At 44.2% G+C, this 24,096-nt stretch carries 30 protein-coding genes; 19 read left to right on the forward strand and 11 right to left on the reverse strand.

The annotated features are described in order from the left end of the window. Positions 1-62: 62 nt before the first annotated feature. The 16 genes from ICN43_RS06895 to mnmH all read left to right on the forward strand — a co-directional run bounded on the left by ICN43_RS06895 (position 63) and on the right by mnmH (position 12,458). Entirely contained in the window at positions 63-434 is a 372-nt protein-coding gene (locus ICN43_RS06895) for a metalloregulator ArsR/SmtB family transcription factor (RefSeq protein ID WP_216198087.1), read from the forward strand. Between the two features lie 79 nt (positions 435-513). Further along, positions 514-1,869, forward strand: coding sequence for a sulfite dehydrogenase (gene soxC, locus ICN43_RS06900; protein WP_370623200.1), 1,356 nt, complete (start codon positions 514-516; stop codon positions 1,867-1,869). Beyond that, on the forward strand, positions 1,853-2,932 hold the full coding sequence (locus ICN43_RS06905; protein ID WP_216198090.1) for a c-type cytochrome: 1,080 nt from the start codon (positions 1,853-1,855) through the stop codon (positions 2,930-2,932). The genes soxC and ICN43_RS06905 overlap by 17 nt, the downstream gene beginning before the upstream one ends. A gap of 85 nt (positions 2,933-3,017) precedes the next feature. Further along, positions 3,018-3,470 carry a thiosulfate oxidation carrier protein SoxY gene (soxY, locus tag ICN43_RS06910; RefSeq protein WP_216198092.1) on the forward strand — a complete coding sequence of 151 codons (453 nt, stop codon included), beginning with the start codon at positions 3,018-3,020 and terminating at the stop codon, positions 3,468-3,470. Between the two features lie 46 nt (positions 3,471-3,516). Next, on the forward strand, positions 3,517-3,825 hold the full coding sequence (soxZ, locus tag ICN43_RS06915) for a thiosulfate oxidation carrier complex protein SoxZ (protein WP_216198095.1): 309 nt from the start codon (positions 3,517-3,519) through the stop codon (positions 3,823-3,825). Between the two features lie 48 nt (positions 3,826-3,873). Next, positions 3,874-4,689 (forward strand): sulfur oxidation c-type cytochrome SoxA, encoded by an 816-nt coding sequence (gene soxA, locus ICN43_RS06920; protein ID WP_216198097.1) that lies wholly within the window; start codon positions 3,874-3,876, stop codon positions 4,687-4,689. 18 nt (positions 4,690-4,707) lie between these two features. Continuing rightward, complete coding sequence (soxX, locus tag ICN43_RS06925; RefSeq protein ID WP_216198099.1) at positions 4,708-5,346, forward strand: sulfur oxidation c-type cytochrome SoxX; 639 nt, start codon at positions 4,708-4,710, stop codon at positions 5,344-5,346. 44 nt (positions 5,347-5,390) lie between these two features. Then, positions 5,391-7,121 carry a thiosulfohydrolase SoxB gene (gene soxB, locus ICN43_RS06930; RefSeq protein ID WP_216198101.1) on the forward strand — a complete coding sequence of 577 codons (1,731 nt, stop codon included), beginning with the start codon at positions 5,391-5,393 and terminating at the stop codon, positions 7,119-7,121. Between the two features lie 22 nt (positions 7,122-7,143). Beyond that, on the forward strand, positions 7,144-7,569 hold the full coding sequence (locus ICN43_RS06935) for a DsrE family protein (protein ID WP_216198103.1): 426 nt from the start codon (positions 7,144-7,146) through the stop codon (positions 7,567-7,569). 39 nt (positions 7,570-7,608) lie between these two features. Continuing rightward, on the forward strand, positions 7,609-8,541 hold the full coding sequence (locus tag ICN43_RS06940) for an MBL fold metallo-hydrolase (protein WP_255533454.1): 933 nt from the start codon (positions 7,609-7,611) through the stop codon (positions 8,539-8,541). 60 nt (positions 8,542-8,601) lie between these two features. Next, the gene (locus tag ICN43_RS06945) at positions 8,602-8,916 is read left to right on the forward strand and encodes a hypothetical protein (RefSeq protein WP_255533455.1); all 315 of its coding nucleotides are present in this window, start codon (positions 8,602-8,604) and stop codon (positions 8,914-8,916) included. A 21-nt stretch (positions 8,917-8,937) separates the two neighbouring features. Continuing rightward, positions 8,938-10,059, forward strand: a complete 1,122-nt coding sequence (locus ICN43_RS06950; protein ID WP_216198107.1) for a YeeE/YedE family protein — start codon at positions 8,938-8,940, stop codon at positions 10,057-10,059. A gap of 21 nt (positions 10,060-10,080) precedes the next feature. Beyond that, complete coding sequence (locus tag ICN43_RS06955) at positions 10,081-10,518, forward strand: YeeE/YedE family protein (RefSeq protein WP_216198109.1); 438 nt, start codon at positions 10,081-10,083, stop codon at positions 10,516-10,518. A gap of 3 nt (positions 10,519-10,521) precedes the next feature. Then, positions 10,522-10,953 carry a DUF6691 family protein gene (locus tag ICN43_RS06960; RefSeq protein ID WP_216199978.1) on the forward strand — a complete coding sequence of 144 codons (432 nt, stop codon included), beginning with the start codon at positions 10,522-10,524 and terminating at the stop codon, positions 10,951-10,953. Between the two features lie 61 nt (positions 10,954-11,014). Beyond that, positions 11,015-11,359 (forward strand): TIGR01244 family sulfur transferase, encoded by a 345-nt coding sequence (locus tag ICN43_RS06965; RefSeq protein WP_216198111.1) that lies wholly within the window; start codon positions 11,015-11,017, stop codon positions 11,357-11,359. Between the two features lie 25 nt (positions 11,360-11,384). Next, the gene (mnmH, locus tag ICN43_RS06970; RefSeq protein ID WP_216198113.1) at positions 11,385-12,458 is read left to right on the forward strand and encodes a tRNA 2-selenouridine(34) synthase MnmH; all 1,074 of its coding nucleotides are present in this window, start codon (positions 11,385-11,387) and stop codon (positions 12,456-12,458) included. On the opposite strand, the gene ICN43_RS06975 is transcribed toward mnmH, so the two are convergent. Further along, positions 12,455-13,633: an acyl-CoA dehydrogenase gene (locus ICN43_RS06975; protein ID WP_216198115.1), complete on the reverse strand. Its 1,179-nt coding sequence runs from the start codon at positions 13,631-13,633 to the stop codon at positions 12,455-12,457. The genes mnmH and ICN43_RS06975 overlap by 4 nt on opposite strands. 94 nt (positions 13,634-13,727) lie before the next feature. Here ICN43_RS06975 and ICN43_RS06980 point away from each other — a divergent pair, with 94 nt between their 5' ends. Together ICN43_RS06980 and ICN43_RS06985 are read left to right on the forward strand one after the other, a co-directional pair. Beyond that, positions 13,728-14,438, forward strand: a complete 711-nt coding sequence (locus ICN43_RS06980; protein WP_216198117.1) for a queuosine precursor transporter — start codon at positions 13,728-13,730, stop codon at positions 14,436-14,438. 101 nt (positions 14,439-14,539) lie between these two features. Next, the gene (locus tag ICN43_RS06985; RefSeq protein ID WP_216198119.1) at positions 14,540-16,147 is read left to right on the forward strand and encodes an ABC-F family ATPase; all 1,608 of its coding nucleotides are present in this window, start codon (positions 14,540-14,542) and stop codon (positions 16,145-16,147) included. On the opposite strand, the gene ICN43_RS06990 is transcribed toward ICN43_RS06985, so the two are convergent. The 8 genes from ICN43_RS06990 to ICN43_RS07025 all read right to left on the reverse strand — a co-directional run bounded on the left by ICN43_RS06990 (position 16,144) and on the right by ICN43_RS07025 (position 21,657). Continuing rightward, entirely contained in the window at positions 16,144-16,398 is a 255-nt protein-coding gene (locus tag ICN43_RS06990; protein ID WP_216198121.1) for a DUF1289 domain-containing protein, read from the reverse strand. The genes ICN43_RS06985 and ICN43_RS06990 overlap by 4 nt on opposite strands. Next, positions 16,395-17,567, reverse strand: a complete 1,173-nt coding sequence (locus ICN43_RS06995) for a GNAT family N-acetyltransferase (protein ID WP_216198123.1) — start codon at positions 17,565-17,567, stop codon at positions 16,395-16,397. Before ICN43_RS06995 ends, ICN43_RS06990 begins: the two co-directional genes overlap by 4 nt. 14 nt (positions 17,568-17,581) lie before the next feature. Beyond that, positions 17,582-17,968: a lactoylglutathione lyase gene (gloA, locus tag ICN43_RS07000; RefSeq protein WP_216198125.1), complete on the reverse strand. Its 387-nt coding sequence runs from the start codon at positions 17,966-17,968 to the stop codon at positions 17,582-17,584. Positions 17,969-18,056: 88 nt separating this feature from the next. After that, positions 18,057-18,851 (reverse strand): peptidylprolyl isomerase, encoded by a 795-nt coding sequence (locus ICN43_RS07005; RefSeq protein WP_216198127.1) that lies wholly within the window; start codon positions 18,849-18,851, stop codon positions 18,057-18,059. A 52-nt stretch (positions 18,852-18,903) separates the two neighbouring features. Then, positions 18,904-19,188 carry a BolA family transcriptional regulator gene (locus ICN43_RS07010; RefSeq protein WP_216198129.1) on the reverse strand — a complete coding sequence of 95 codons (285 nt, stop codon included), beginning with the start codon at positions 19,186-19,188 and terminating at the stop codon, positions 18,904-18,906. Continuing rightward, a complete protein-coding gene (locus ICN43_RS07015; protein ID WP_216198132.1) occupies positions 19,185-19,733 on the reverse strand; it encodes a septation protein A in 549 nt (182 codons plus the stop codon). The genes ICN43_RS07010 and ICN43_RS07015 overlap by 4 nt, the downstream gene beginning before the upstream one ends. Before the next feature lie 26 nt (positions 19,734-19,759). Next, positions 19,760-20,173 (reverse strand): peptide-methionine (R)-S-oxide reductase MsrB, encoded by a 414-nt coding sequence (gene msrB / locus ICN43_RS07020; protein WP_216198134.1) that lies wholly within the window; start codon positions 20,171-20,173, stop codon positions 19,760-19,762. 17 nt (positions 20,174-20,190) lie between these two features. Next, positions 20,191-21,657 carry a YdiU family protein gene (locus ICN43_RS07025; protein ID WP_216198136.1) on the reverse strand — a complete coding sequence of 489 codons (1,467 nt, stop codon included), beginning with the start codon at positions 21,655-21,657 and terminating at the stop codon, positions 20,191-20,193. 54 nt (positions 21,658-21,711) lie between these two features. Between ICN43_RS07025 and ICN43_RS07030 the strand changes: the two genes are divergently transcribed. After that, the gene (locus ICN43_RS07030) at positions 21,712-22,197 is read left to right on the forward strand and encodes a PaaI family thioesterase (RefSeq protein WP_216198138.1); all 486 of its coding nucleotides are present in this window, start codon (positions 21,712-21,714) and stop codon (positions 22,195-22,197) included. A 19-nt stretch (positions 22,198-22,216) separates the two neighbouring features. Here ICN43_RS07030 and ICN43_RS07035 read toward each other — a convergent pair whose 3' ends face one another. Next, positions 22,217-23,074, reverse strand: coding sequence for an NRDE family protein (locus tag ICN43_RS07035; RefSeq protein ID WP_216198140.1), 858 nt, complete (start codon positions 23,072-23,074; stop codon positions 22,217-22,219). Between the two features lie 25 nt (positions 23,075-23,099). Next, positions 23,100-24,080: a folate-binding protein YgfZ gene (locus ICN43_RS07040; protein WP_255533457.1), complete on the reverse strand. Its 981-nt coding sequence runs from the start codon at positions 24,078-24,080 to the stop codon at positions 23,100-23,102. Positions 24,081-24,096 lie beyond the last annotated feature (16 nt).

Here is a 24,096-nt window from a genome sequence, read left to right on the forward strand (position 1 = left end):
GTATTGCTTTGTGGCTTAGGGTATTTCACTATATAAGTCTTTGGACTTTAGGAGTCCAATATATGCGTATATATGCATATATTATTAAGGCAATGAATATTAAAGCCAAAGTCAAGAAAGCAACAAAAGATCTTTCTCCTAAAGAGATGGAGAAGGTATTCACACGGGTTGCTCAATATTTCACTGTACTTTCAGAGCCTTCTCGTCTGCGCATTATGTATGCGGTGTGCAGTGGTGAAAAATCTGTTTCTGAAGTTGTTGAGTTGTGCGGCTCTAGTCAGGCTAATGTTTCACGTCACCTTGCAGAACTCCACAAAGCAGGCATTTTACTAAGGCGCAAAGAAGGCATTACTGTTTTTTACTCAATCGCAGACAACGCAACTGTAGAAATGTGTCAAACAGTGTGCGCCAAGATCGCGGAGAGTTTGCATTAATTTTGAAGTATCTATTTATTAAAGCAGAGATTACATGAGCAAAAAACAATTGGAGATTAAAGCGCAGGATATTAGCGCTATCGAAAAGCCAGCTAATCAGGCTCGCTTGGTTAAAGCTCCTGAACATTTTATTTCCCAAGAGCTGATTGCTGATATCAATGCAAACGGCCTAGATGAAAATCGTCGCGGATTCTTGCGCAAAGGATTCATGTCTGCTTTGGGTGGCGCGACAGCTGGTTTGGCTGCCCCACTGGCAATTGCTGCCGGTGAGGGGGATCCAGCCATTTTAGAAAAGCAAGAATGGCAAACAACACTTGGTAAGAATGTGGCAACTATGCCTTACGGCATCCCTTCTATTTATGAATCTAATCTTATTCGACGCGAGTCTCCAGGTTTAACACGTGTATCTGCTGCCTCGGTTGCGTTTACTCCGCTTCAAGGTTTGTTTGGAACGATTACTCCCAATGGATTACATTTTGAGCGTCATCATCAAGGTTGGTATAACGTCAACCCAGAAACCCATCGCTTGATGGTGAATGGCTTGGTGAAAAACCCACGCGTTTTCACAATGAACGACCTCATGCGCTTACCGTCTATCTCTCGCACACACTTCATTGAGTGTGGTGCAAACACTGGATTGGAGTGGGGCAATGTTGCTGTTCCTACCGTTCAGTACACCCACGGCATGCTTTCTTGCTGCGAATTTACCGGAGTACCTTTGAAGGTCTTGCTTGAGGAGTGCGGCGCCGACTTAAAAAAAGGAAAGTTCATGCTGGCTGAAGGTGGCGATGGTTCAGGGATGACTCGTACCATTAATCTCGAGAGCTGTCTTAACGACACGATCGTTGCTTGGGCTATGAATGGTGAGATGCTGCGTCCCGAAAATGGCTTTCCATTGCGTTTAGTAGTACCTGGTGTTCAAGGCGTCAGTTGGGTTAAATGGTTGCGCCGTTTAGAGGTGGGCGATATGCCTTGGAATTCAAAAGACGAGGCAGTGCACTACATTGAACTAATGCCAAATGGTGATCACCGCCAATACGCCTCTATTCAAGAGTGCAAGTCTGTAATCACAACGCCATCTGGTGGACAACAGCTTTTAGATAAAGGCTTCTATAACGTGAGTGGCATGGCTTGGTCTGGCCGCGGAAAAATTACCCGTGTAGATGTCTCTTTTGATGGCGGCAATAACTGGCGGACCGCCCGCCTAGAAACCCCAGTTCTTACCAAATCCATTACTCGTTTCAATATTGATTGGGTATGGGATGGATCTCCTTCAATCATGCAATCTAGAGCGATAGACGATACCGGCTATATTCAACCTTCCATTAAGGCACTCAGAAACGTACGTGGTACTCGATCCATCTACCACAACAATGCAATTCAATCTTGGAAATTAGATTCCAACGGCGAGGTGAGTAATGTTCAAGTTGGATAAATTTAGAGCCCGTCTAGGATTTGCAACGCTTATCTTGCTTGCTACCCAATTAACATTTGCCCAAACAGGCTCGGCTAAATATCCCGGTATTGGTAGGGCGGCTACACCTGCTGAAGTTGCTGCTTGGGACATTGATGTGCGCCCCGACTTTAAAGGGTTACCAAATGGATCTGGTTCAGTTGAAAAAGGTCAAGTCATTTGGGAGGCCAAGTGTGCAAGTTGTCACGGCACCTTTGGTGAGTCAAATGAAATCTTTACCCCGATCGCTGGTGGCACTACTAAAGATGACGTTAAGACTGGTCGCGTTGCCTCATTAAAAGATATGAAGCAGCCCCAAAGAACGACCTTAATGAAAGTGCCGACAGTGTCTACATTATGGGATTACATCTATCGCGCGATGCCATGGAATGCTCCTAGGTCATTGTCGCCTGACGATACTTATGCTCTGGTTGCATTTATTCTGAATCTTGGTGATATCGTTCCAGATGATTTTGTACTTAGTGATAAGAATATTGCCAAAATCCAGATGCCAAATCGAAATGGAATGACCACCAAGCATGGCTTTTGGAGTGTTAGCGGCAAACCTGATGTCAATGGAAAGGCTTGCATGCAGAACTGCGTTCAATTCGTTCAAATTGGCTCGACATTACCTGATTTTGCACGTAATGCGCATGAAAATATTGCAGAGCAAAATCGGATGTATGGTCCCTATCGCGGGGCGGATACCACTAAGCCGCCAATTAAAGAGCTGCCTGGCTCATCAGGAGTTGGTTTAGCTCACGCTTCAGATACCCATTCTTCATCAGCAAAAGGACCGGCTGCGTTGTTTAAGAATGAGAACTGTTCCGCCTGTCATGCCCAGAATGCTAAGTTGGTTGGCCCTTCGATCGCTGATATTGCTAAGAAGTATGAAGGTCAGAGTAGCGCAGTCGAAAAGTTGATGGCTAAAGTAAAAGTAGGTGGCGCAGGCGTTTGGGGCTCTATTCCAATGCCAGCTCAAGCCCAGCTTTCTGACGAAGATCGTAAGACATTAGTGGTCTGGATGCTTTCTGGCGGCAAATAAAATGGTGAATTGGCATTAAGTAGCGTGTTTTCATGCAAAAATAAGCAATAAATTGAGGATAGTACAGATTAATAAAGGAGTTTTTATGAATCAGCAGCGTCGTAGTGTATTGAAGTATTCAGCAGTTTTTGGCTTGATGGCCTCTACAGGCCTTATCAGCACTGCTCAAGCTCAAGAGTGGAATAAGGCTGCCTTTGAGGGCAAAGGTATTGATGATGTGTTCAAGATCATGGGCGCTGGTAGCCCAGATAAATCATCTTCAGTAACTTTAAACGCCCCCGATATTGCCGAAAACGGTGCAGTTGTTCCTGTTGGTATTACCACTACGCTGAAGGCTGAGCAGATGGCAATTTTGGTTGAAAAGAACCCAAGCGCACTGGCTGCACAATTTTTTATTCCAGCAGGGACTGATTCTTTTGTTACTACCCGCATCAAGATGGGCCAAACATCCAATGTATACGGTCTGGTAAAGGCTGATGGTAAGTGGCTAATGACTGTTAAAGAAGTCAAAGTGACGCTTGGTGGTTGCGGCGGTTAATGCTGAACTAGATTAATAAATACAACATACAAAAAGAGGAAGCAAAATGGGTGATCCAATGCGCGTAAGAGCTGCTGAAAGCGGCGGTACTGTAGATGTAAAAATTTTGATGAAACATGATATGGAATCAGGACAGCGTAAGGATGCTGCTGGTAAAACAATTCCGGCTTGGTTCATCAGCACAATCAATGTAAAAGCCAATGGCAAAGATGTGTTTAATGGCCAATTTGGTCCGGCAGTTTCTAAGGATCCATTCTTGAACTTTAAGTACAAAGGCGCAAAGGGTGACAAGATCGTCGTGACTTGGAACGATAGTAAGGGCGACAAGCGCACTGACGAAGCAACCGCTTCCTAATTTGCTTTAATAATGATCACCGCCTCCGTGGTTCTGAAAGGGTAGGAAATGCAGCGTAAATTGACCTTAGGGTTAGCTACTGGTTTAGTAGCAACTTTATTAACTTTTGCATCTTCAGTGTCAGCACAAAAAAGTGCAGCAGATGATATTGCCAAATATCGAGAGATGATTGCAGATGGTAATCCTTCAGAGCTTTACGAGGCAGCGGGTGAGGAATTATGGAAAAAACCTGCTGGCCCCAAAAATGCCACCCTTGAACAATGTAATTTAGGTTTAGGTCCTGGTGTTGTAAAGGGCGCTGCTGCGCAATTACCTCGATACTTTAAAGATACAAATAAGGTTCAAGATCTGGAATCGCGTTTAATGACCTGTATGCAAGTGCTGCAGGGTCGAGATCCTCAGGAGATGATTGATTCACCATTCCAAAGAGGTCCGAAGAAGGATATGGAGGCTATTGTTGCCTACGTTGTTACGCTATCTAAAGGCGAGAAGATCAAAGTAAGTACTGCGCATCCAAAAGAAAAAGAAATGTATGACCTTGGTAAGCGTGCCTTCTTTTTCCAGGGCGGTCCAATGGATTTCTCCTGTGCCTCTTGCCATGCTGAGAATGACAAGCGTATTCGTTTACAAGACCTTCCGAATATCACAGAGCAAAAGGGTGCAGCCCTTGGTTGGGGTTACTGGCCTGCATATCGCGTATCTAGTGGGCAATTTTGGACTATGCAGCAACGTCTAAATGATTGCTTCCGTCAGCAACGCTTCCCATACCCTATTTACGGCTCTGATGTCACTATTGCTTTATCTATGTATATGGCCAAGACCGCTAATGGCGGCACTGTTGAAACACCTGGCTTAAAGCGTTAATAGATAAGAGAGAAGAATATGAAAATTAAATACTTAAAACAACTCTTAGCTATCTCTAGTTTTCTTGTTGTAGCGGGTTTTATAGTTACTCCTGCGTCTGCTCAGCAAAAGAATGATCCCAAATTTAACAAGATGATCCAAGATAGTTTCAGAGCCGAGGGAATCGCCGGGTTAGATCGTATCGATCAAGATGCTACACAGAAGTTCTGCTCAGACCCCCAATTCGCTAATAGCAAAAAAGGCGAAGCGATGAGAGAGAAGATCCAAAAAATGAATATGGACTCGATTAAACAGCCATCTGATGGTAAGTACATTGGTGATTGGAAGAATGGTGAAAGGATTGCCCAAAGTGGTCGTGGCGCAACATGGTCTGACAAAGCTGATACCCCAATCGGGGGCGGTTGTTATAACTGCCACCAAATTGATTCCAAAGAAATTTCTTATGGAAACATTGGTCCTTCATTGACTGGTTATGGAAAATTACGTGGCTATTCCAAGGAAGTCATAACCTACACCTGGAATCGTATTAATAATTCTAAGGCGTACAACGCTTGCAGCAATATGCCGCGTTTTGCGCATTTCAAATTATTAAATGAACAGCAAATCCAAGATGTGATGGCTTTATTGCTTGATCCAGAATCTCCTGTGAATAAATAACGCGCTAAAACAGGCCGAAAGGCCTGTTTTTTTAAGGGAATACCATGTCTTTAAATCGTCGTGAATTCTTGCAGGCATTAGCTATTGCCTCCGCTGGTGGCATGAGCTTGCAATCTAATTTTGCTAACGCACAAACTACTGCACAAAAATTTTATGATTTGCCCAAGTTTGGCAATGTCCATTTCTTACACTTTACCGACTGCCATGCGCAACTACTGCCGATCTATTTTCGCGAACCGAATGTCAACATAGGTATTAGTGGTCAAGAAGGAAAAACACCTCATTTGGTGGGCGAATATTTTCTAAAGGCCAATGGCATCAAGCCTGGGACGCGTGATGCCCATGCTTTTACTTATCTTGATTACGTGGCTGCAGCTCAAAATTATGGAAAGATGGGTGGCTTCGCTCATATGGCAACTTTGATTAAACAAATCAAAGCTAGTCGTCCGAGTGCGCTGCTGTTAGACGGTGGTGATACATGGCAGGGCTCAGGTACATCCCTCTGGACTAATGGCCAGGATATGGTTGATGCAGCGCTGCTCTTAGGTGTTGATGTCATGACGCCGCACTGGGAGATGACGCTCGGCGAGAGTCGGGTTATGGAGATTGTCAATGGAGACTTCAAGGGTAGGGTTTCTTTTGTAGCGCAAAATATTAAAACTGCAGACTTCGGTGATTCCGTATTTAATCCTTATGTGATGAAGGTGCAGAATGGCGTTCAGGTTGCCATTATTGGTCAAGCATTCCCGTATACGCCAATTGCTAATCCACGTTACTTCACCCCTGACTGGACATTTGGCATTCAAGAAGACAATCTCCAGAAGACTATTGATGAAGTGAAAGCTAAGGGTGCAAAAGTAGTTGTGTTGCTATCCCATAATGGCATGGACGTCGACTTAAAAATGGCTTCCCGTATTACTGGTTTAGATGCCATTATGGGCGGTCATACGCATGATGGCGTACCAATTCCAGTCAAGGTCAAAAATTCAGGTGGAGTCACCTTGGTTACTAATGCAGGTTCAAATAGTAAATTTTTAGGTGTACTGGATTTTGACGTTAAGGGTGGTAAGCCGGTCGATTTTCGTTATAAGCTATTCCCAATTTTCTCCAACATGATTCCTGCAGATCCGGCGATGAATAAGCTGATCGCAAAAGTGCGGGCGCCATATGAAACGAAGTTGAATGAAAAATTAGCCACTACAGATGGTCTCTTATATCGTCGCGGTAACTTCAATGGTAGCTTTGATCAATTAATTTTGGACGGATTAATGGCTCAGAAAAATGCGGAGATCGCATTCTCGCCAGGATTCCGCTGGGGTACAAGTTTGCTACCAGGTCAAGCAATTACTCGCGAAAATCTACTAGATCAAACTGCTATTACCTATCCCTACACCACAGTTACCAATATGTCTGGTGAAACTATCAAGACTATTCTTGAAGATGTAGCAGATAACCTTTTTAATCCTGATCCTTATTATCAACAGGGTGGAGACATGGTTCGTGTAGGGGGTATGCAATACACCATTGATCCAACTGCATCTGCCGGAAAACGCATTAGTGATATGCGCTTAAATGGTAAAGATATTGACCCAAGCAAAACTTATAAAGTCGCCGGCTGGGCTCCAGTTAGTGAAGATGCGAAGAATGCTGGTGGCGAACCAATCTGGGATGTTATTGAGCGTCATTTACGCGATGTCAAAGTTGTTAAAGCAGTTAAGCTTAATGAGCCAATTATTAAGGGAATAAAAAATAACCCTGGAATGGTTTCACTCTAATTCTTTTTACTCGAAACAAATCATGAAAAAAATACTTCAGTGCCTTGCCACTTCTTTCATTCTCTTTTTCCCAGGCGCTTATGCTGCAGGGCCAACAGAAGTGGTTTATCACATAGATGATGCAGAGTCTCAAGGAATTAAAGGGTTGCGTAATATTCGGAATCATTTAGACGTATCCCCCCAAACCAAGATCATTGTTGTTACCCATGCCAATGGCGTAGATATTATGATGGAAGGCGCGAAAGATAAGAGGAATGGAATTGAATATGCGCCTCTAGTCGGCGCATTAAAATCACGCGGCGTTCGTTTTGAAGTCTGCGAAATCACTTTAAAGAATCGCAATCTCACAAAAGATCAGTTCACTCTTGATACTGACTTCACTCCATCTGGCGTTGTGCGAGTGGCAGACCTTCAGTATCAAAATCATTTCGCCTATATCAAACCTTAAGTTTTGACTGCCATGGGGTCCAACTTAGGATTTGGCGCAATGCGATCATTATTATTTGGTATTCTCTCTCTTTTGGCATTTAGCGCTACAGCTAATAAGATTGATCAACTTGTTTTAAAGCCTATTCAGGTAGCTCCTCACACTTATTTTGTGAGAGGCTTACCGGAAATGGGTAGCAGTAAGAACCAAAACTTTATTTCGAATGCGGGCTTTGTCATTACACCCAAAGGTGTAGTGGTAGTTGATGCCCTAGGCTCGCCGGTTCTCGCAAAGAAACTCATAGCTGAAATTAAAAAGCTTACTTCCCAGAGAGTAGTCGCCGTCATTGTGACTCACTACCATGCAGATCATGTTTATGGTCTACAAGAGTTTAGGAGCATTGGAGCAAAGATTTATGCGCAAGGTGAGGGTAGAAGCTATATCACCTCAGAAACCGCTAAACAGCGGCTGATTGCTTCTAGAATAGATTTTGCTCCCTGGGTGAATGCTTCTACTAAGCTGATAGGGGCTGATGTCTGGATAGACCGGAGCTACACCCTAACAGTTGGTAGTGTTGTGTTTAAGATAAGCAGAGTAGGTCCTGCCCACGCTCCAGAGGACTTAATTATTTATGTCCCATCCGAGAAAGTACTTTTTGCCGGTGATTTAGTATTTCGTGGTCGCATTCCTTTTGTCGGTAATGCGGATAGCAAGGGTTGGTTGCAGGCTTTGGATGAAATTGGGTCACTGAATCCTAATGTTGTGATTCCGGGCCATGGTGCGCACTCCATTAATCCCGTCGACGATATACGCTTCACTAGAGAGTATTTAAGGTATTTACGTGAATCAATGACAAAATCAGCTGTCAATATGGACCCCTTTGAGGAGGCCTATCAACAGACTGATTGGTCAGAATACGAAGGAATGCCCTTGTTTAGGGCCGCAAACCGGATGAATGCCTATAACGTTTATTTATCAATTCAGGCGGAATAGGGCAGATTTGTCATCTGGGCTTTAAAATAGCCAATTACTTAGCTAAACGACTGATTTCAAATGAAATTACCACTGATTAAGCTTTTCTTTATTCTGCTTAGCCTATTTGGGCTGAATCTGTCCGTCTATGCTGCACCAGATATAGCCAATGGCAAAAAAATTGATCAGCAGCAATGCTACGCCTGCCACGCAAAAAAATCTGGCTTTGGTAATGGCGATATGATCTACACGCGCAGCGATAGTAGGGTAAAAACCCTGCAGAATTTAAAGACGATGGTAGCAAGGTGCAACACTGAACTGCGCCTTGATCTTTTCCCTGAGGACGAGGCTGATGTCACAGCCTTTCTCAATCAACAGTTTTATAAATTTAAATAATTTCAGTAAAGAATTTTGATTATGGATGTGGTATATATTTCTTCACTTAGCAAATCAGTTTTACTTGCTACCTTTGCGATCACTTTTTTGCTTGGTGCGGTAATGCAAAAAACAGGTTTTTGTAGCATGGGTGCAGTATCAGATATTTTTATTATGTCTAGCTGGAGTCGCTTGAAGCAATGGTTCCTCGCTATCGGCGTTGCTATTGTTGGTTTTGCTTTAATGTCGTATTTGGGGTTGATAGATCCACTGAAGAGCATGTATACCGGTAGTAAGTTTTTATGGCTTTCCAGTATTGTCGGCAGCATATTGTTTGGCTTTGGAATGGTGCTTGCGTCGGGATGTGGAAGCAAAACCCTTGTTCGAATCGGCGGCGGTAACCTCAAGTCCATCATTGTGTTTATTGTTCTTGGGCTGACTGCTTACATGACCATGAAAGGCTTTCTGGGTGTAATTCGCATTAATACCTTAGATTCTGTATTTATTGCGCTCAATACCCCTCAAGACTTGCCAAGTATTCTGAGCCCCATTATTGGGATTGCTAGAAATAATCTCCATCTTGCCCTTGGCTTGATTATTGGATTTGCCTTTATTGCCTATGCGCTTGCGAGCAAAGCTTTTTGGACGGCGGAGAATGTATTTGCTGGAATTGCTGTTGGACTAGCTATCTGCGCCGTATGGTTTGTATCTGGAAACGTAGGTTTTGTTGCCGAAGATCCTAATACCCTGGAAGAAGTATTCTTGGTCACCAACTCTGGGCGCATGGAGAGCCTTTCTTTTGTGGCGCCTTATGCATTCTCACTGGATTGGTTGATGTTATATAGCGATACTTCTAAGGTTATTACACTTGGTATTGCGGCTGTTGGTGGAATGATTTCTGGATCAGCCTGTGTTGCTCTACTGACTAAGTCTTTCCGCTGGGAGAGTTTTCGAGATACCGAAGACACAGCCAATCATTTAGTTGGTGCTGCTTTGATGGGATTCGGTGGGGTCACTGCACTTGGCTGTACTGTTGGCCAAGGCTTGAGCGGGATTTCTACGTTAGCGATTGGTTCGTTTCTTGCCTTACCGGGATTTATCGTTGGAGCATACTTAGCTCTTCGTTATTTGGAAACACGTGATGCTCCCAATCCCTGTAGTTAACTTTTAAGTAGATTCAACAATATGCAAATTGATTGGTTAGCATTTTCTCCCGGCCCTGCATTTTTAGGTGGCATCTTATTGGGGGTTTCAGCTGCCTTATATGTCATTCTTCATGGCCGTATTCTTGGTATTAGTGGAATTATTTCTGGATTACTTTCACCTAAAGAGGGTGATGTTCATTGGCGCTTAAGCCTTGTATTGGGCTTATTGAGCGCCCCATTTTTAGGAAGTTTGATATTTGATCTTCACACAAGGTCTGTAATTGATGCTGATTGGTTGGCTATCATTATTGCCGGTTTTCTAGTGGGTTTTGGTGCGAACTATGGATCCGGCTGTACAAGCGGCCATGGTGTCTGTGGCCTATCTCGCTTATCTCCAAGATCTTTGGTTGCCACCATATCTTTTATGAGTGCCGGTTTTTTGATGGTGTTTGTAATTCGCCATATGCTGGGCCTATAAATGATGAGAAGACATCTTACTTTCTATAGCCAGTATTTAATCGGCGTTTTATTTGGACTTGGCCTTATAATTTCCGGCATGAGCAACCCGCAGAAGATTCTGAACTTTCTTGATCTTGCTGGCAATTGGGACCCATCTTTGATATTTGTAATGGGTGGAGCAATTCTTGTAGGGCTAGGTGGCTTTTACATAGTCTCAAAACGAACTGAGGCCTTTTTTGGTGGCGCCCTCCATATTCCTACGAGAAGGGATATTTCCAGGCCCCTTGTGATTGGCAGTCTTATTTTTGGAGCCGGCTGGGGTATTGCTGGCTTCTGCCCAGGCCCTGCAATAGTTGCTCTCGGAGCTGGCCACCTTAAGGCGCTGGTCTTTGTATTGGCAATGTTGGCTGGTATGGCTATCTGCAACCGCTTCTTTACGGGCCACAAAAGGTAAGTCTGATTTAAAATCTAAATTTGTTAGTTTTTAAACCCTTTTTTCATTTTTTGATGTTTATATGAGCCTTCCTATTTCTTGCCACACTGATCAGTTCGGTACTCTCGGTCAAATTGATCCCAGCCACTTATCTGAAATTGTTGAACAAGGTTACAAAAGTATCATTAATAATCGTCCTGATTTTGAGGGCGGCCCTGATCAGCCCACTAATGCCCAAATCCAGGCACAAGCTCAAGCATTGGGTTTGAACTACGCTTTTTTACCGGTGATTCCAGGTGCATTTACGCCAGAGCAAGTAGTTGAGATGGCGCACTTGCTAAAAACTATGCCCGGTCCCATTTTGGCCTTTTGTCGCTCAGGCGCCCGCTCAACCAATTTGTATCATATGGCTCTGCAAGTTCGCTGATCTTGCGGCTACGCTAGGATATTGTTTGCAGCTCAGTAATCCGCACATTTTTGGAATAGATAAACTTGCCTCCTCTTTAGGTGAGTTCGATGCAATCATTGATGTGAGATCGCCAGCAGAATTTGCTCTTGATCACATCCCAGGCGCTATAAACCTGCCTGTTTTAAATAATGAAGAGCGGATTGAGATCGGTACTTTGTATAAGCAAGTATCGCCTTTTGCTGCCAAGAAATTAGGGGCCTCCTATGTTTCGCGCAATATTGCGAATCACTTAGAAAATACTTTGATTGATTTCCCAAGGGAATGGCGTCCTTTGATTTACTGTTGGCGTGGTGGTGAACGTAGCGGCGCATTTACCCATATCCTGAATCGCATTGGCTGGAAGGCCATGCAGCTGCAGAGCGGTTATCAAGGTTTTCGGCGTGTTGTGATTGATGACTTGGATAAAGCTGCGAATGATTTTTCCTTTCAAGTCATTGCCGGAATGACTGGCAGTGGCAAAACGCGTATCCTCCAGGAAATAGGTTCTTTGGGTGCACAGATTCTTGATTTAGAGAGCTTGGCTATTCACCGCGGCTCTGTTCTTGGTAATGAGCCCAATATTGAACAGCCATCACAAAAAAGTTTTGAGACTAATTTATGGAATGTATTTAATTCTTTAGATCCATCCAAGATAGTTTTTGTCGAGTCCGAAAGCAAAAAGGTGGGTGGAGTGCATATTCCCGATTCTCTGATGGAGCGTATCCGAGAGGGTGAATGTATTGAGCTTCGCTCAAGTACCAATACGCGCGTCTCTTGGTTGCTGCGTGAATATAAGCACTTCTTATCCAATCCCGAAAGTTTTAAGGATAAGTTGAGTCTGCTGACATCGCGTTATGGCAAGGAACAAATTGCAAAATGGCATACGGCGATTGACGCAGGAGATTTTGAGAATTTGGTTGAGGAATTATTGGTAATGCATTACGACCCATCGTACCAATCCTCAATCATTCGCAATTTTCCGAATTATCGTGAGGATCATTTTGTGCAGCTTGAGGATGATAGTGATGAAGCCTTCGCAAGAACAGCAAAAGACCTCATCACCAAACTCAGGCTTTAACTAAAGGCCTGGATTCCGGTTTGCGCACGACCCAAAATTAGAGCATGAATATCATGGGTACCTTCATAGGTATTAACGACTTCAAGATTGAGCATGTGGCGGATCACGCCATACTCATCGGAGATTCCATTTCCACCGTGCATATCTCGAGCTAGTCGCGCAACATCTAAGGATTTGCCACAGGAGTTGCGCTTCATAATGGAGGTGATCTCAGGAGCTGCGGTACCTTCATCCTTCATACGGCCTAAACGTAAGACTCCTTGAAGCGCAAGAGTGATTTCCGTTTGCATATCTGCCAGCTTTTTCTGGATAAGTTGGTTAGCAGCGAGTGGGCGGTCAAATTGCTTGCGATCCATGGTGTATTGACGAGCGGCATACCAGCACCACTCAGCAGCACCAAGCGTTCCCCAAGCAATGCCGTAACGCGCAGAATTTAAGCAAGTAAAAGGACCCTTGAGACCAGTAACTTCGGGGAACTCATTCTCGGCAGGTACAAAAACTTCATCCATCACGATTTCACCGGTAATCGACGCGCGCAGACCCATTTTGCCGCTGATCTTAGGGGCCGAAAGTCCCTTCATACCTTTTTCAAGAATAAAGCCTCTGATCAAGCCCTCATCGTTTTTAGCCCACACGACAAATACGTCAGCGATTGGGGAGTTAGAGATCCACATTTTTGAACCAGTTAAAGAGAAGCCACCTGGAACTTTTTTCGCTCTAGTGATCATACCCCCAGCATCTGAACCAAAGTTAGGCTCTGTTAATCCAAAGCAACCAATCCACTCACCAGTTGCTAGCTTGGGTAAATATTTTTGTTTTTGAGCTTCACTACCAAACTCATTGATGGGTACCATTACTAGAGATGATTGAACGCTCATCATGGAGCGATATCCAGAATCAACACGCTCAATTTCTCGAGCAATTAATCCGTAAGATACGTAATTTAAATTTGCGCCGCCATATTCCTCGGGTATTGTGATTCCTAAAAGACCTAACTCACCCATCTCACGGAAGATAGCGGGATCTGTGGTTTCATTGCGAAATGCATCATGAATGCGTGGCATTAAACGACCCTGAGCATAATCTGCAGCAGCATCGCGAATCATGCGTTCATCTTCTGTTAATTGGGTGTCAAGAAGTAGGGGGTCTGCCCAATTAAAACTAGCTTTACTCATGGCTCTTAGTCATCCTATCTAGGTTTTCATGCACATCCTGTGAATTTTCAGGAATGCGGATATTCTTTCTCCTATTATCCATTTTTCTTGACTTATGGACTCCCCTAGACGCCATCACCGCTACTACGATCTAATATTGGCAGCATTTGTCGTTGTTTTGCTTTGCTCAAACTTTATTGGTGCCGGCAAGGCTGCAACTTTAGACTTACCTTACTTCGGTAATGTGACCTTTGGGGCAGGAATCCTCTTTTTTCCGATAGCCTATTTCTTTGGCGATATTCTTACTGAGGTCTATGGCTATGCTTATGACCGTCGAGCAGTTTGGGCAGGTTTTGCGGCGCTCGCCTTTGCGGCTTTAATGGCGCAGCTCGTCATTGCATTACCAGTTGCACCTGGTTCATATATGGCTAATTACCAGCAAGGCCTAGAAACAGTATTTGGCAACTCTTGGCGCATAGCCCTAGCGTCTATGGCAGCCTTTTGGTGCGGAAGCTTTGTAAATAGCTATACCTTGGCCAAAATGAAGGTTTTGACCCAAGGTCGCCATCTTTGGATGCGTACTATCGGCTCCACAGCCTGCGGAGAATTGGTGGACTCTTCTCTGTTCTATATGCTGGCTTTTTATGGTATTTGGCCCTTAAATGAGGTCTTGGCTGTTGCAGCCTCTCAATACATCCTTAAAACTGCCTGGGAGGTTCTAGCGACCCCCTTAACGTACTGGGTGGTTAATTTTCTAAAGCGCAAGGAAAATCAGGATCACTATGACTTACACACGGATTTCACGCCCTTTAAGCTGAAAGTCTAATTTACGGGTTTTTTTAAGCGCTAGCCGTTAAAATAACGATCTTTGGTGCAAAGCTGCATCCATGACCTCGTATTGACCTATCAGAAAGTAAGAACACATCCGTGCTGTCAGCATCTAATATCACTATGCAGTTTGGGGCGAAGCCCCTGTTCGAAAATATCTCCGTTAAGTTTGGTGGCGGCAATCGCTATGGCCTCATTGGCGCGAATGGTTGCGGTAAATCTACCTTCATGAAGATTTTAGGTGGAGAACTTGAGCCAACTAGTGGAAACGTGAGTTTGGATCCCGGTATTCGCTTAGGTAAATTGCGCCAAGATCAGTTTGCCTACGAAGATGTGCGCGTACTTGATGTGGTCATGATGGGTCACGAAGAGATGTGGAAAGCCGCAGCGGAACGCGATGCTATTTATGCCAATCCAGAAGCCACCGATGAAGATTACATGAAGGCTGCTGAGTTAGAGGGTAAATATGCTGAGTACGGCGGCTATACCGCAGAGGCTAAAGCAGGGGAGTTGTTATTAGGTATCGGCATTCCAATTGAACAACACAATGGCCCCATGAGTGCTGTTGCTCCAGGCTGGAAGTTGCGCGTATTATTGGCGCAAGCCTTGTTCTCCGATCCGGATGTGCTGCTGCTTGATGAGCCAACCAATAACTTGGATATTCACTCCATTCATTGGCTTGAAGATATTCTCAACCAAATTAAGAGCACGATCGTCATCATTTCTCATGATCGCCATTTTCTTAATGAAGTTTGCACACATATGGCGGATATGGACTTTGGAACACTGAAGGTCTATCCAGGAAATTACGACTCCTATATGTTGGCATCCGTTCAGGCAAGAACACAACAGCTAAGCAACAACGTTAAAGCCAAAGAAAAAATTGCCGAACTGGCAGCTTTTGTAGCTCGATTCTCTGCAAATGCATCAAAAGCACGTCAGGCTACATCACGTCAAAAGCAGTTAGAGAAAATTGAGATTGTTGAAGTAAAACCTTCTTCACGCCAGAATCCATTTATTCGATTTGATGCTGAGAAAAAACTTCATAATATGGCCGTCGAATGCAATGCGTTGACTAAGGCCTATGACCGCACCATCTTCAAAAACTTTAAGCTAGGTGTCCGTGCCGGTGAAAAAATAGCGATCATTGGACAAAACGGCGCTGGTAAGACAACGCTGTTGAAAACCATCTTGAGCAAACGCTTTGATGGAATTGCTGCAGATAGCGGTGATGTCAAGTGGGCAGAAAATGCCTCAGTAGGCGTGATGCCTCAAGACAATACTGAGATGTTCGCAAAAGATGAATTGCTCATGGATTGGATGAATAACTGGCGCAATACAGGGGACGATGATCAAGTGATTCGTGGCACATTAGGTCGCTTGCTATTTTCCGGTGATGATATTGGCAAGTCTGTCAAAGTGCTATCCGGGGGCGAGAAGGGCAGAATGATTTGGGGCAAATTGATGCTTCAAAAATATAACGTTCTTGCAATGGACGAGCCAACAAACCATATGGATATGGAATCCATTGAAAGTTTGCAGATTGCGCTCGAGAAATATGAGGGCACTCTAATTTTCGTGTCCCATGACCGAGAGTTTGTGTCGGCTTTAGCTAACCGCATTCTCGAAGTAAAGATGGATGGAACAATTGCTGACTACTCTGGTACCTATGAAGAGTATTTACGCAGCCAGGCATTAGCTGGCTAAGTATTTTCTTTTGCTTGACGTTGAAATCGCATTGCAGTGCCGTCAGCACGAATGCGTTTCCACACCACTTCTTTTTCTTCCTGACTGAAAAATACCCAATTACTTACCTCGCCTAGAGTGCGACCACAACCCTGACAGATTTCGTCATACAAAGTTGTGCAAACGCCAATACAGGGTGAGTCAGAGGCATCGTCACCAACCGCAAGGGAATTGGCCCCAGATTGCTCTGGTGAGTTGCTGGATGAAGTCATGGCAGTACTTTAGACGATTTCAGAGGAATGTGTTGTTCAAGCTCATCAATATATGCTGCCATGCCCGCATGTTCACGCTCCAAGAAGCGCTTAACCGCATTGGAAAAGCCTGGATCTTCTATCCAATGGGCAGACTGCAAGGTGGTTGGTAAAAAACCTCTAGCCATCTTATGCTCACCCTGAGCGCCACCTTCAAATATCTGAATTCCTGACTTGATGCAATATTCAATGGCTTGGTAGTAAGCCAACTCAAAATGCAAACAAGGAATATGTTCGATTGCACCCCAGTAACGGCCGTAGGCTGTTTTTGTCATTTGATCAACGACTAGTAGTGATGAGGCAATTGGTCTTTCATCCTGCATGGCAATAATCAGATGCAGATTCTCGGGCACGCTGCTACCAAGCAATTGAATGCATTCTTCTGTTAAGTATGGTGAAGAGTGGTGCTCAACATAGGTATTTTTATAGCAGCGATAAAAGAATGTCCAATCTTCCTTTGAAGCGATTGATCCAGGAATATGTCGATAGCGGATTTGGTGGCTAGCAACTGCTGCACGCTCTCGCCGGATATTCTTGCGACGCTTCATTGTGAGCGCAGCCAAAAAGCCCTCAAAATCTTGATATCCAGTGTTATGCCAATGAAACTGTACAGAGTCACGCAACATGAATCCTTGCTTCTGAAGCTCCTCCAATTCGCCATCCTCTGGAAAAAGTACATGGGCAGAAGAAAGTGCATTTTGAGTTACTAGCTTTTTCAGGCCAGAGATCAAGATTCCTTGGATAAGATTTTTATTGGCGGTTGCTGATACAAGTAGCCTCGGACCACGAACTGGGGTGAAGGGGATGGCTGAGAGTGCCTTTGGGTAGTAGCGCATATTGTTTTGCTCGTAAGCTTGCGCCCAGGCCCAGTCAAAAACGAACTCACCATAGGAGTGTTGCTTAAGGTAAAGCGGCATTGCTCCGAGAATTCTTGATTTGGAATCCTCTGCAATAAGGTGTGCAATTTGCCATCCAGTATTGCCACCTACGCAGCCTGTTTCTTCTAGAGCACTTAGAAATGCATGCTTTAGAAATGGTCCTGCATCGGGTCTTAGGAGGGCATTCCAACTCTCTTCAGTAATATCTGAAAGGCTCTGTATTACTCGAAGTTGGATGGCATCCTGTTTCAACTGTGGCGGGAGATTTAGCGCTGAATTAACTCAATCTTATAGCCATCAGGATCAGTAACAAAGGCGATGACAGTATCCCCACCCATAACTGGTCCAGCTTCACGCGTGACATTACCACCTGCATCCTTGATTTTTTTGCAAGCGGCATAAGCATCGGGTACGCTGATAGCAATATGTCCATAAGCGTTACCTAGATCATACTTGTCAATACCATGGTTATAAGTGAGCTCTATCTCAGAATGCCCATCTGCATTGCCTTTGCCGAAACCCACAAATGCAAGGGAATATTTTTGCTCAGGGCGTTCAGTGGTGCGCAGCAAGTTCATGCCAAGAACCTGAGTATAAAAATTAATCGCGCGAGTCATATTGCCGACTCTGAGCATAGTGTGAAGAATCATCATGATGTAAATATATAGCTAAAAATACTTTCTCGTTGAATAAGAAAAACCCAGGGTCTTGGCCTGGGTTTATAGGGTAAAAAGTCAAGGCTTATTGAATCTTTGCCTTAGCGCGAAGTTTTTGCATTAATTCAGAAAATTTGGCTTTTTGCCAGTTTTGGTCAGCCGTGATCATTTGCTTAAGCTGATCCTGAATCTCCTCTATGCTCGGCGCCTTTACATCTCTTACATCGTCTAATTTGATAATGTGCCAGCCGTATTGAGTTTTGACTGGTTTGTCAGTTACTTGACCTTTTTTCAGTTGAACCATTGCTTTAGAAAATTCAGGGACAAGCGCTTTATCACTAACCCAACCAAGATCTCCGCCATTAGGTGCAGAACCAGGGTCTTTTGATTTGTCCTTGGCAATTTGTTCAAAGTTTCCACCAGCTTTAATTTGCGCTGTTATTGCTTTTGCATCAGCCTCTTTCTCTACGAGAATATGTTCAACGTGATATTCCTTGCCGGTGTACTGACCTTTAACTTGTTCATAAGCAGCTTTCAGATCTGACTCTGCAACACCTTCTCTTTCTACAAAGTCTTCAAAAACTGCAGCAATCAAAACTCCCATCCTAGATTGCTCTAATTGCTCTCGTACCGACTCTTTTTGCGTGAGACCACGATTATTGGCTTCCTGCAAAATCAGTTCGCGAGTTACTAGCATCTCTCTCGCCTGGTCTCGTACTTGTGGGTTATCTGGTTGATTCGATTTTTGAACCAATTTATCCAGTTGCGCCTTAGGAATAGCCTTGCCATTCACAATGGCAGCATTTTGCGCGTAAACAGATGAAGAGAGGATTGCAGCACTTAAAGCGCTAATGGTCAAAATTTGGCGTGTATTCAACATGGGCTGATAATGTAAAAAAGAGGGTAAAAAGCAATATTAAAGCAATCTGATCTTAACTAGTGCTTTCACTAGGGGTGGACGCCAAAATGGTTAAGGCGTGGATTGCCACGGGAAAGTGTTTATTTAAGGCTGCGTAGATAGCTCTATGACGAGCCACCTTAGACATTCCCTCAAATTCTGGAGCAACAATCGTGAGCTTAAAGTGCCCTCCGCCAGAAGCTGCCCCAACATGACCTGCATGTAGATGGCTCTCATCCTCTATATCCAATTGCATGACTTGGAAGGCTGACCTTAAATCGGCTTCGAAAAGCGTAATGCGATCTTGATTTGTGCTCATTCTGCAGGATGTTCCATGTGTCGACTGAGCCAAACCCCTTGAAGAATTACAAAAGCAACCAGTAATCCAGTGCTACCAAATAGCTTAAAGTTGACCCAAGTTTCTTCGGAGTACTCAAAGGCAATATAAAGATTTAGGACGCCCATAAAAAAGAAAAAGATTGCCCATGCCATATTCACTTGATGCCAAATGGATTTTGCGGCTTGCTCTTTAAGAGTAATCTGCTTACCCATTAGCACTTGGATCCAATTTTTTTGGAAAAATTGCGCACTAATAAATAGGGCGCTTGCAAACAGCCAGTAGAGGGCAGTTGGCTTTAGTTGAATAAAGGTTTTATCGTGCAAGAAAATGGTGAGGCTGCCGAACACTAAAATCATGACTAGGCTAACCCACTGCATGGCATCGATCTTACGATGGCGGTAATACACCCAAAGTATCTGCCCAATAGTGGCAACCATGGCAACGATAGTTGCAGTGTAGATATCACCAAATTTAAAAGCAATAAAAAAGAGGATGATAGGAAAGAGGTCGAAAAGGAATTTCATAGGATGATTATCTAACTATTTGAGAATTATTTTGCTTTAATAGGATCAGCATTATCTGAGGGTTCAAATTTCAAGGATGCCGAGTTGATGCAGTAGCGAAGCCCTGTAGGATGAGGGCCATCATTAAATACGTGCCCCAAGTGGGCATCGCACTCAGTACACCGCACTTCGGTTCGAATCATTCCATGTGAGACATCTCGAATTTCAGTAATTACATCCTCATTTTCAGGTGCGTTATAGCTCGGCCAGCCACAACCCGCATCGAACTTCGTAGAGGATTGAAACAACGGCGTGTCACAGCAGATGCAGCGATATTGACCATTTGCCCAGTGGTCCCAGAATTCCCCAGAAAAAGGTCTCTCTGTTGCAGCCTCACGGGTCACGCGATATTGAATATCGTTAAGTGAAGTTTTATATTCCTGATCTGTTTTTTTGGTCATATTATAAAAAATGTTGACTATGAGGAGCAACTGACTGCAACTCGGTACATGTCAGAGGGCGGTGGTTTTGAGTAGTCTTCAAATGCTTCCTGCTCATCGAAGGGCTTGCTTAGTATTTTCAGCAAGGTATCTACCTCAGAAAAATCATTTTGCTGAGCCTTTTCAATCGCTACTTGGGCTAAATGATTGCGCAGAATGTATTTTGGGTTCATTCGATTCATCAGTACTTTTCTAGACTGATCATCTAACAACTCTAATTGAAGTCTACCAATGTAATCAGAAAACCATTCATCGATATTAACGCGATCAATAAATTCATTTCTTTGTAAAATTTCTATTGGCTTTGAGTCTTTTTTTAGATTACCCAGCTTGCGGAAGAAACTAGTGAAATCTACTTTTGAATCATGCATGGCTTGTAGGAGCCGCTCAATAAGCTGAATATCACCATCTTGTTCAGATTGCAATCCTAACTTTAGGCGAAATGCTTGTTGCCATTCTTTTGCGTATTCAAGTGGAAACTCCTCAAGGGCAGAGCGTAAAAGGTCTTGAGATTCCTCTAGGGAATGATCTAACTCTAGCAAGGGGAGCATCGCGCTAGCTAGGCAAGCCATATTCCAGTGCATGATCTGGGGTTGTCGGTGGTAAGCGTAGCGGCCGCCATGGTCGCTATGATTACATATATGGTCTATTTCAAATTGATCTAAAAATCCAAATGGCCCATAGTCAATAGTTAGGCCCAGCGCGCTGATGTTATCGCTATTTAAAACGCCATGACAAAAACCTACCGATTGCCATTGAGCAACTAATTTTGCATTTCGAGAGCTGATCTCTTTAAATAAGCTCAAATAGGGGTCTTTATCAGAAAGGCATTCTGGATAAAATTTGTTCATCAAGAGATCTGCAAGTTCTTTTAAGCGAGTCAAATTTTGTTGCGACGCAAAGTGTTCAAAGTGACCAACGCGAATAAAGCTTGGAGCGGTTCGAGAGCATACTGCCGCGGTTTCAATAGTTTCTCTTATGACGGTTTGTTTGGAGCCAACTACAGCAAGAGCACGACTGGTAGGAATGCCCAAAGCATGCATTGCCTCACTACAGAGAAACTCACGAATTGAAGATCTTAATACTGCTCTTCCGTCACCCATCCTAGAGTAGCGTGTTTTACCGGCGCCTTTTAACTGGAGTTCTAGCCCATTAATATCACCCAGCAGAATAGCGCGACCATCGCCCAGCTGACCAGCCCACACCCCAAATTGATGTCCACTATAGACCGTGGAAACTGGGTAAGAAAACGCAAGCCCGCCAACATCAAGTCGATTTCCTGCTAAGACATCCAGCCATTCAGGATTCCTGGGTTTTCCTTGATCTCCGAGTTCCACGCCAATGAGCTCGGCGACAGATGGTGAAAGGGCAACCCAATAGGGATCAGATATCGGGGTAGGCGGGGTCGGCTGGCAAACATCATCGCCGCGGAGGGTAAAAGGCATCTTCGTATTCTATGGGTAATTCACAAGCGTCGCAGAAGCCTTTAAAATCCCCCTATGACAAATAAAGTACAACTGAATGCGGCAACCCAGCTTGCCAATCTAGGTGAGGAGCTCAATGTTCCTTTCTTAAAGCTACTTGGGGTGCGTCTTATCAGCGCTGAAATGGGTAAAGGTGAAATACTTCTAGCGCTTAAGCCCGAGCATACCAATACCTGGGATGTTGCTCATGGTGGTGTATTGCTGACGCTAATGGATGTTGCTATGGCAGTTGCTGCCCGCTCAAGCGATCCCGATGATCGAAGTGTCGTCACTGTAGAGATGAAAAATAATTTTATGCAAGCTGCTAACGGCATATTACGTGTAAAAGCAGATACCGTGAGACGCACTGCAACAATGGCGTTTTGTGAGGCTAAGCTCTACAACGATCAAGGCCAAATTTGCTGCATGTCAACAGGAACGTTTCAGTTTTTAAAGCGTCTAGCCACTAAGGATGTGGATGGTGGGCGTGTGGTGAATGAAGATCTGCGACAGAAACGTTAATTTACCTGCATTAACTTTTTTAAATAGAGAGGTTTGATCCTGAGGCAGCGCTTAGCTCCCCAGTAACCACATCGTGACCTACGGTGCCGCTAGCATCAAATCGCCTTTCAACCATCTCAAACTGACCATCTTTTCGTACACGCAAAATAGTGCTAGAGCGAGTGCCATAAGAGGGTGTCTTAATGAACGCAGCAGATAGAGCCTTCTCCCAATCTGCATTTACACCGGTGCTAGGTAACTCTTGAGTATTTGCTTCGTGCGTATCTGCTAATACTTTTAAATAGTGATCCGCATTCTTCAGTTGACCGCTATCCATCGCTAATGCTTGAGCAAAAGCAGCAACCCTGTGGTTGACTTTAGGCCAGGGTGTATCGAGCATGGCATTCGATAGACCATAGACTCCCGGACTGAGGGCTTGCTCGGGAAATACTTTTCTTGGACGAATATTTTGACCCATCAACAGGCGATTACTTACCCAGTGCATTTCAGCATTCTCTGGATCGCTGAGATCCGCCATTAAGAGATTGAATCCGTTGTATTGATCAAATCGTTTGGCATTTTCTTGAATATAAGCATGGGGTTTGTGATGCCCCGTTAGATAGTGCAGACTTAACTCTCCGCGAGTTCTTGCATCCGGATTTTTCTCGCTGGGTGCTCTGACATTTGTCAGGGCGGCAAATCGACCTGTCTTGGTAAATCCTAGCCAGGTTCCAGGACTACCCAATACGTCTGCACGATCTTTGCCTGCTAATACATGAGGGTGTTCTGACCACCAGCCCATGGGATCGGTGTTACGCTCATAAAATTCATCTCGATTTGCTGCCACAACCAGAGGGTAGTCTGGATGTGATTTCCAGGCGAAGAGAATAAGGCACATAAGAAAATAAATCGATCTAGAGAAGTTAAATTTCTAATAGATGGTAGGGTAGGTGATCTATTTGCAATAAGGGCCCATCACTTACACCTAGGTGAATATTGGCAAGCTCAAGCGCATCTAACTTACATTCAACCTGGAGATTAATACGATCTATATTTTCTGGACTGGTGGCCGCAAGCACCAACATGCCACATGGCTGATCAACATCACCCTCTAGAAATAACTCGACGCCAGGTTTGGCAAGTTCTAATGCTGCTGGACTTAAGCTGACATGCGCAAGCTGGAGTCTACGTTTCACTGCCCCACGATATTGACTGCGGGCAACAATTTCCTGGCCTGGATAGCAACCTTTTTTAAAATCTATGCCAGCAACAGATTCAAAATTAATCATTTGCGGAACAAACTGCTCTTGTGTGGCCAAGACAATGCGTGGAATTGCACTCAATACCTCCAAGTTGTTCCATTGCATTAGCGAGATCTGATCCACTACTGAGTTACTCGACTCTGTTTTCCTTTTCGCAAAAAGAGTTCTCTGGAAGGTCTGATTGTGAATTAGTACATCCGGCATCCGTAATGCGAGAGAGTCCTTCAATGGAGCGGTGAATTGCTCGCTTTGTAGTTTTTGATAGGAAGCAAAAACCTCCCAGTCGTTTGAAGCATCCAGCACTTTTACCTTTGAACGTAAAACGTACATGGATAATCGCTTTGCAGTACTGGCCGCTATGTCTCTGGAAATAAAAAGGGCGAAACGGTCGTCCGCATCATTAGATTCTGGAAATAAGCCAAGCCAAGCGCTTGCCAAAAGGCGACCTTTTGGATTGCAGTACCCAACTAAACGAACAGAGCCCAATCCTTGAGCAATATCACCTAATATGGTCCGCTTGAGTCCAACTACGGAGTTGCTGAATTGGCTTTGAAGCAGGGTTGCGGCATCGGGGCCCTCAACAAGGATCAAGCCCCAATCGGTCAGGGAGGTAAATCCGTGGTTCAGGTTGGTGGCGGACATTATGGTATTTTCTGTG

This window comes from Polynucleobacter sp. UK-Mo-2m-Kol15 (genome assembly GCF_018881505.1).
Taxonomy (GTDB): Bacteria; Pseudomonadota; Gammaproteobacteria; order Burkholderiales; family Burkholderiaceae; genus Polynucleobacter.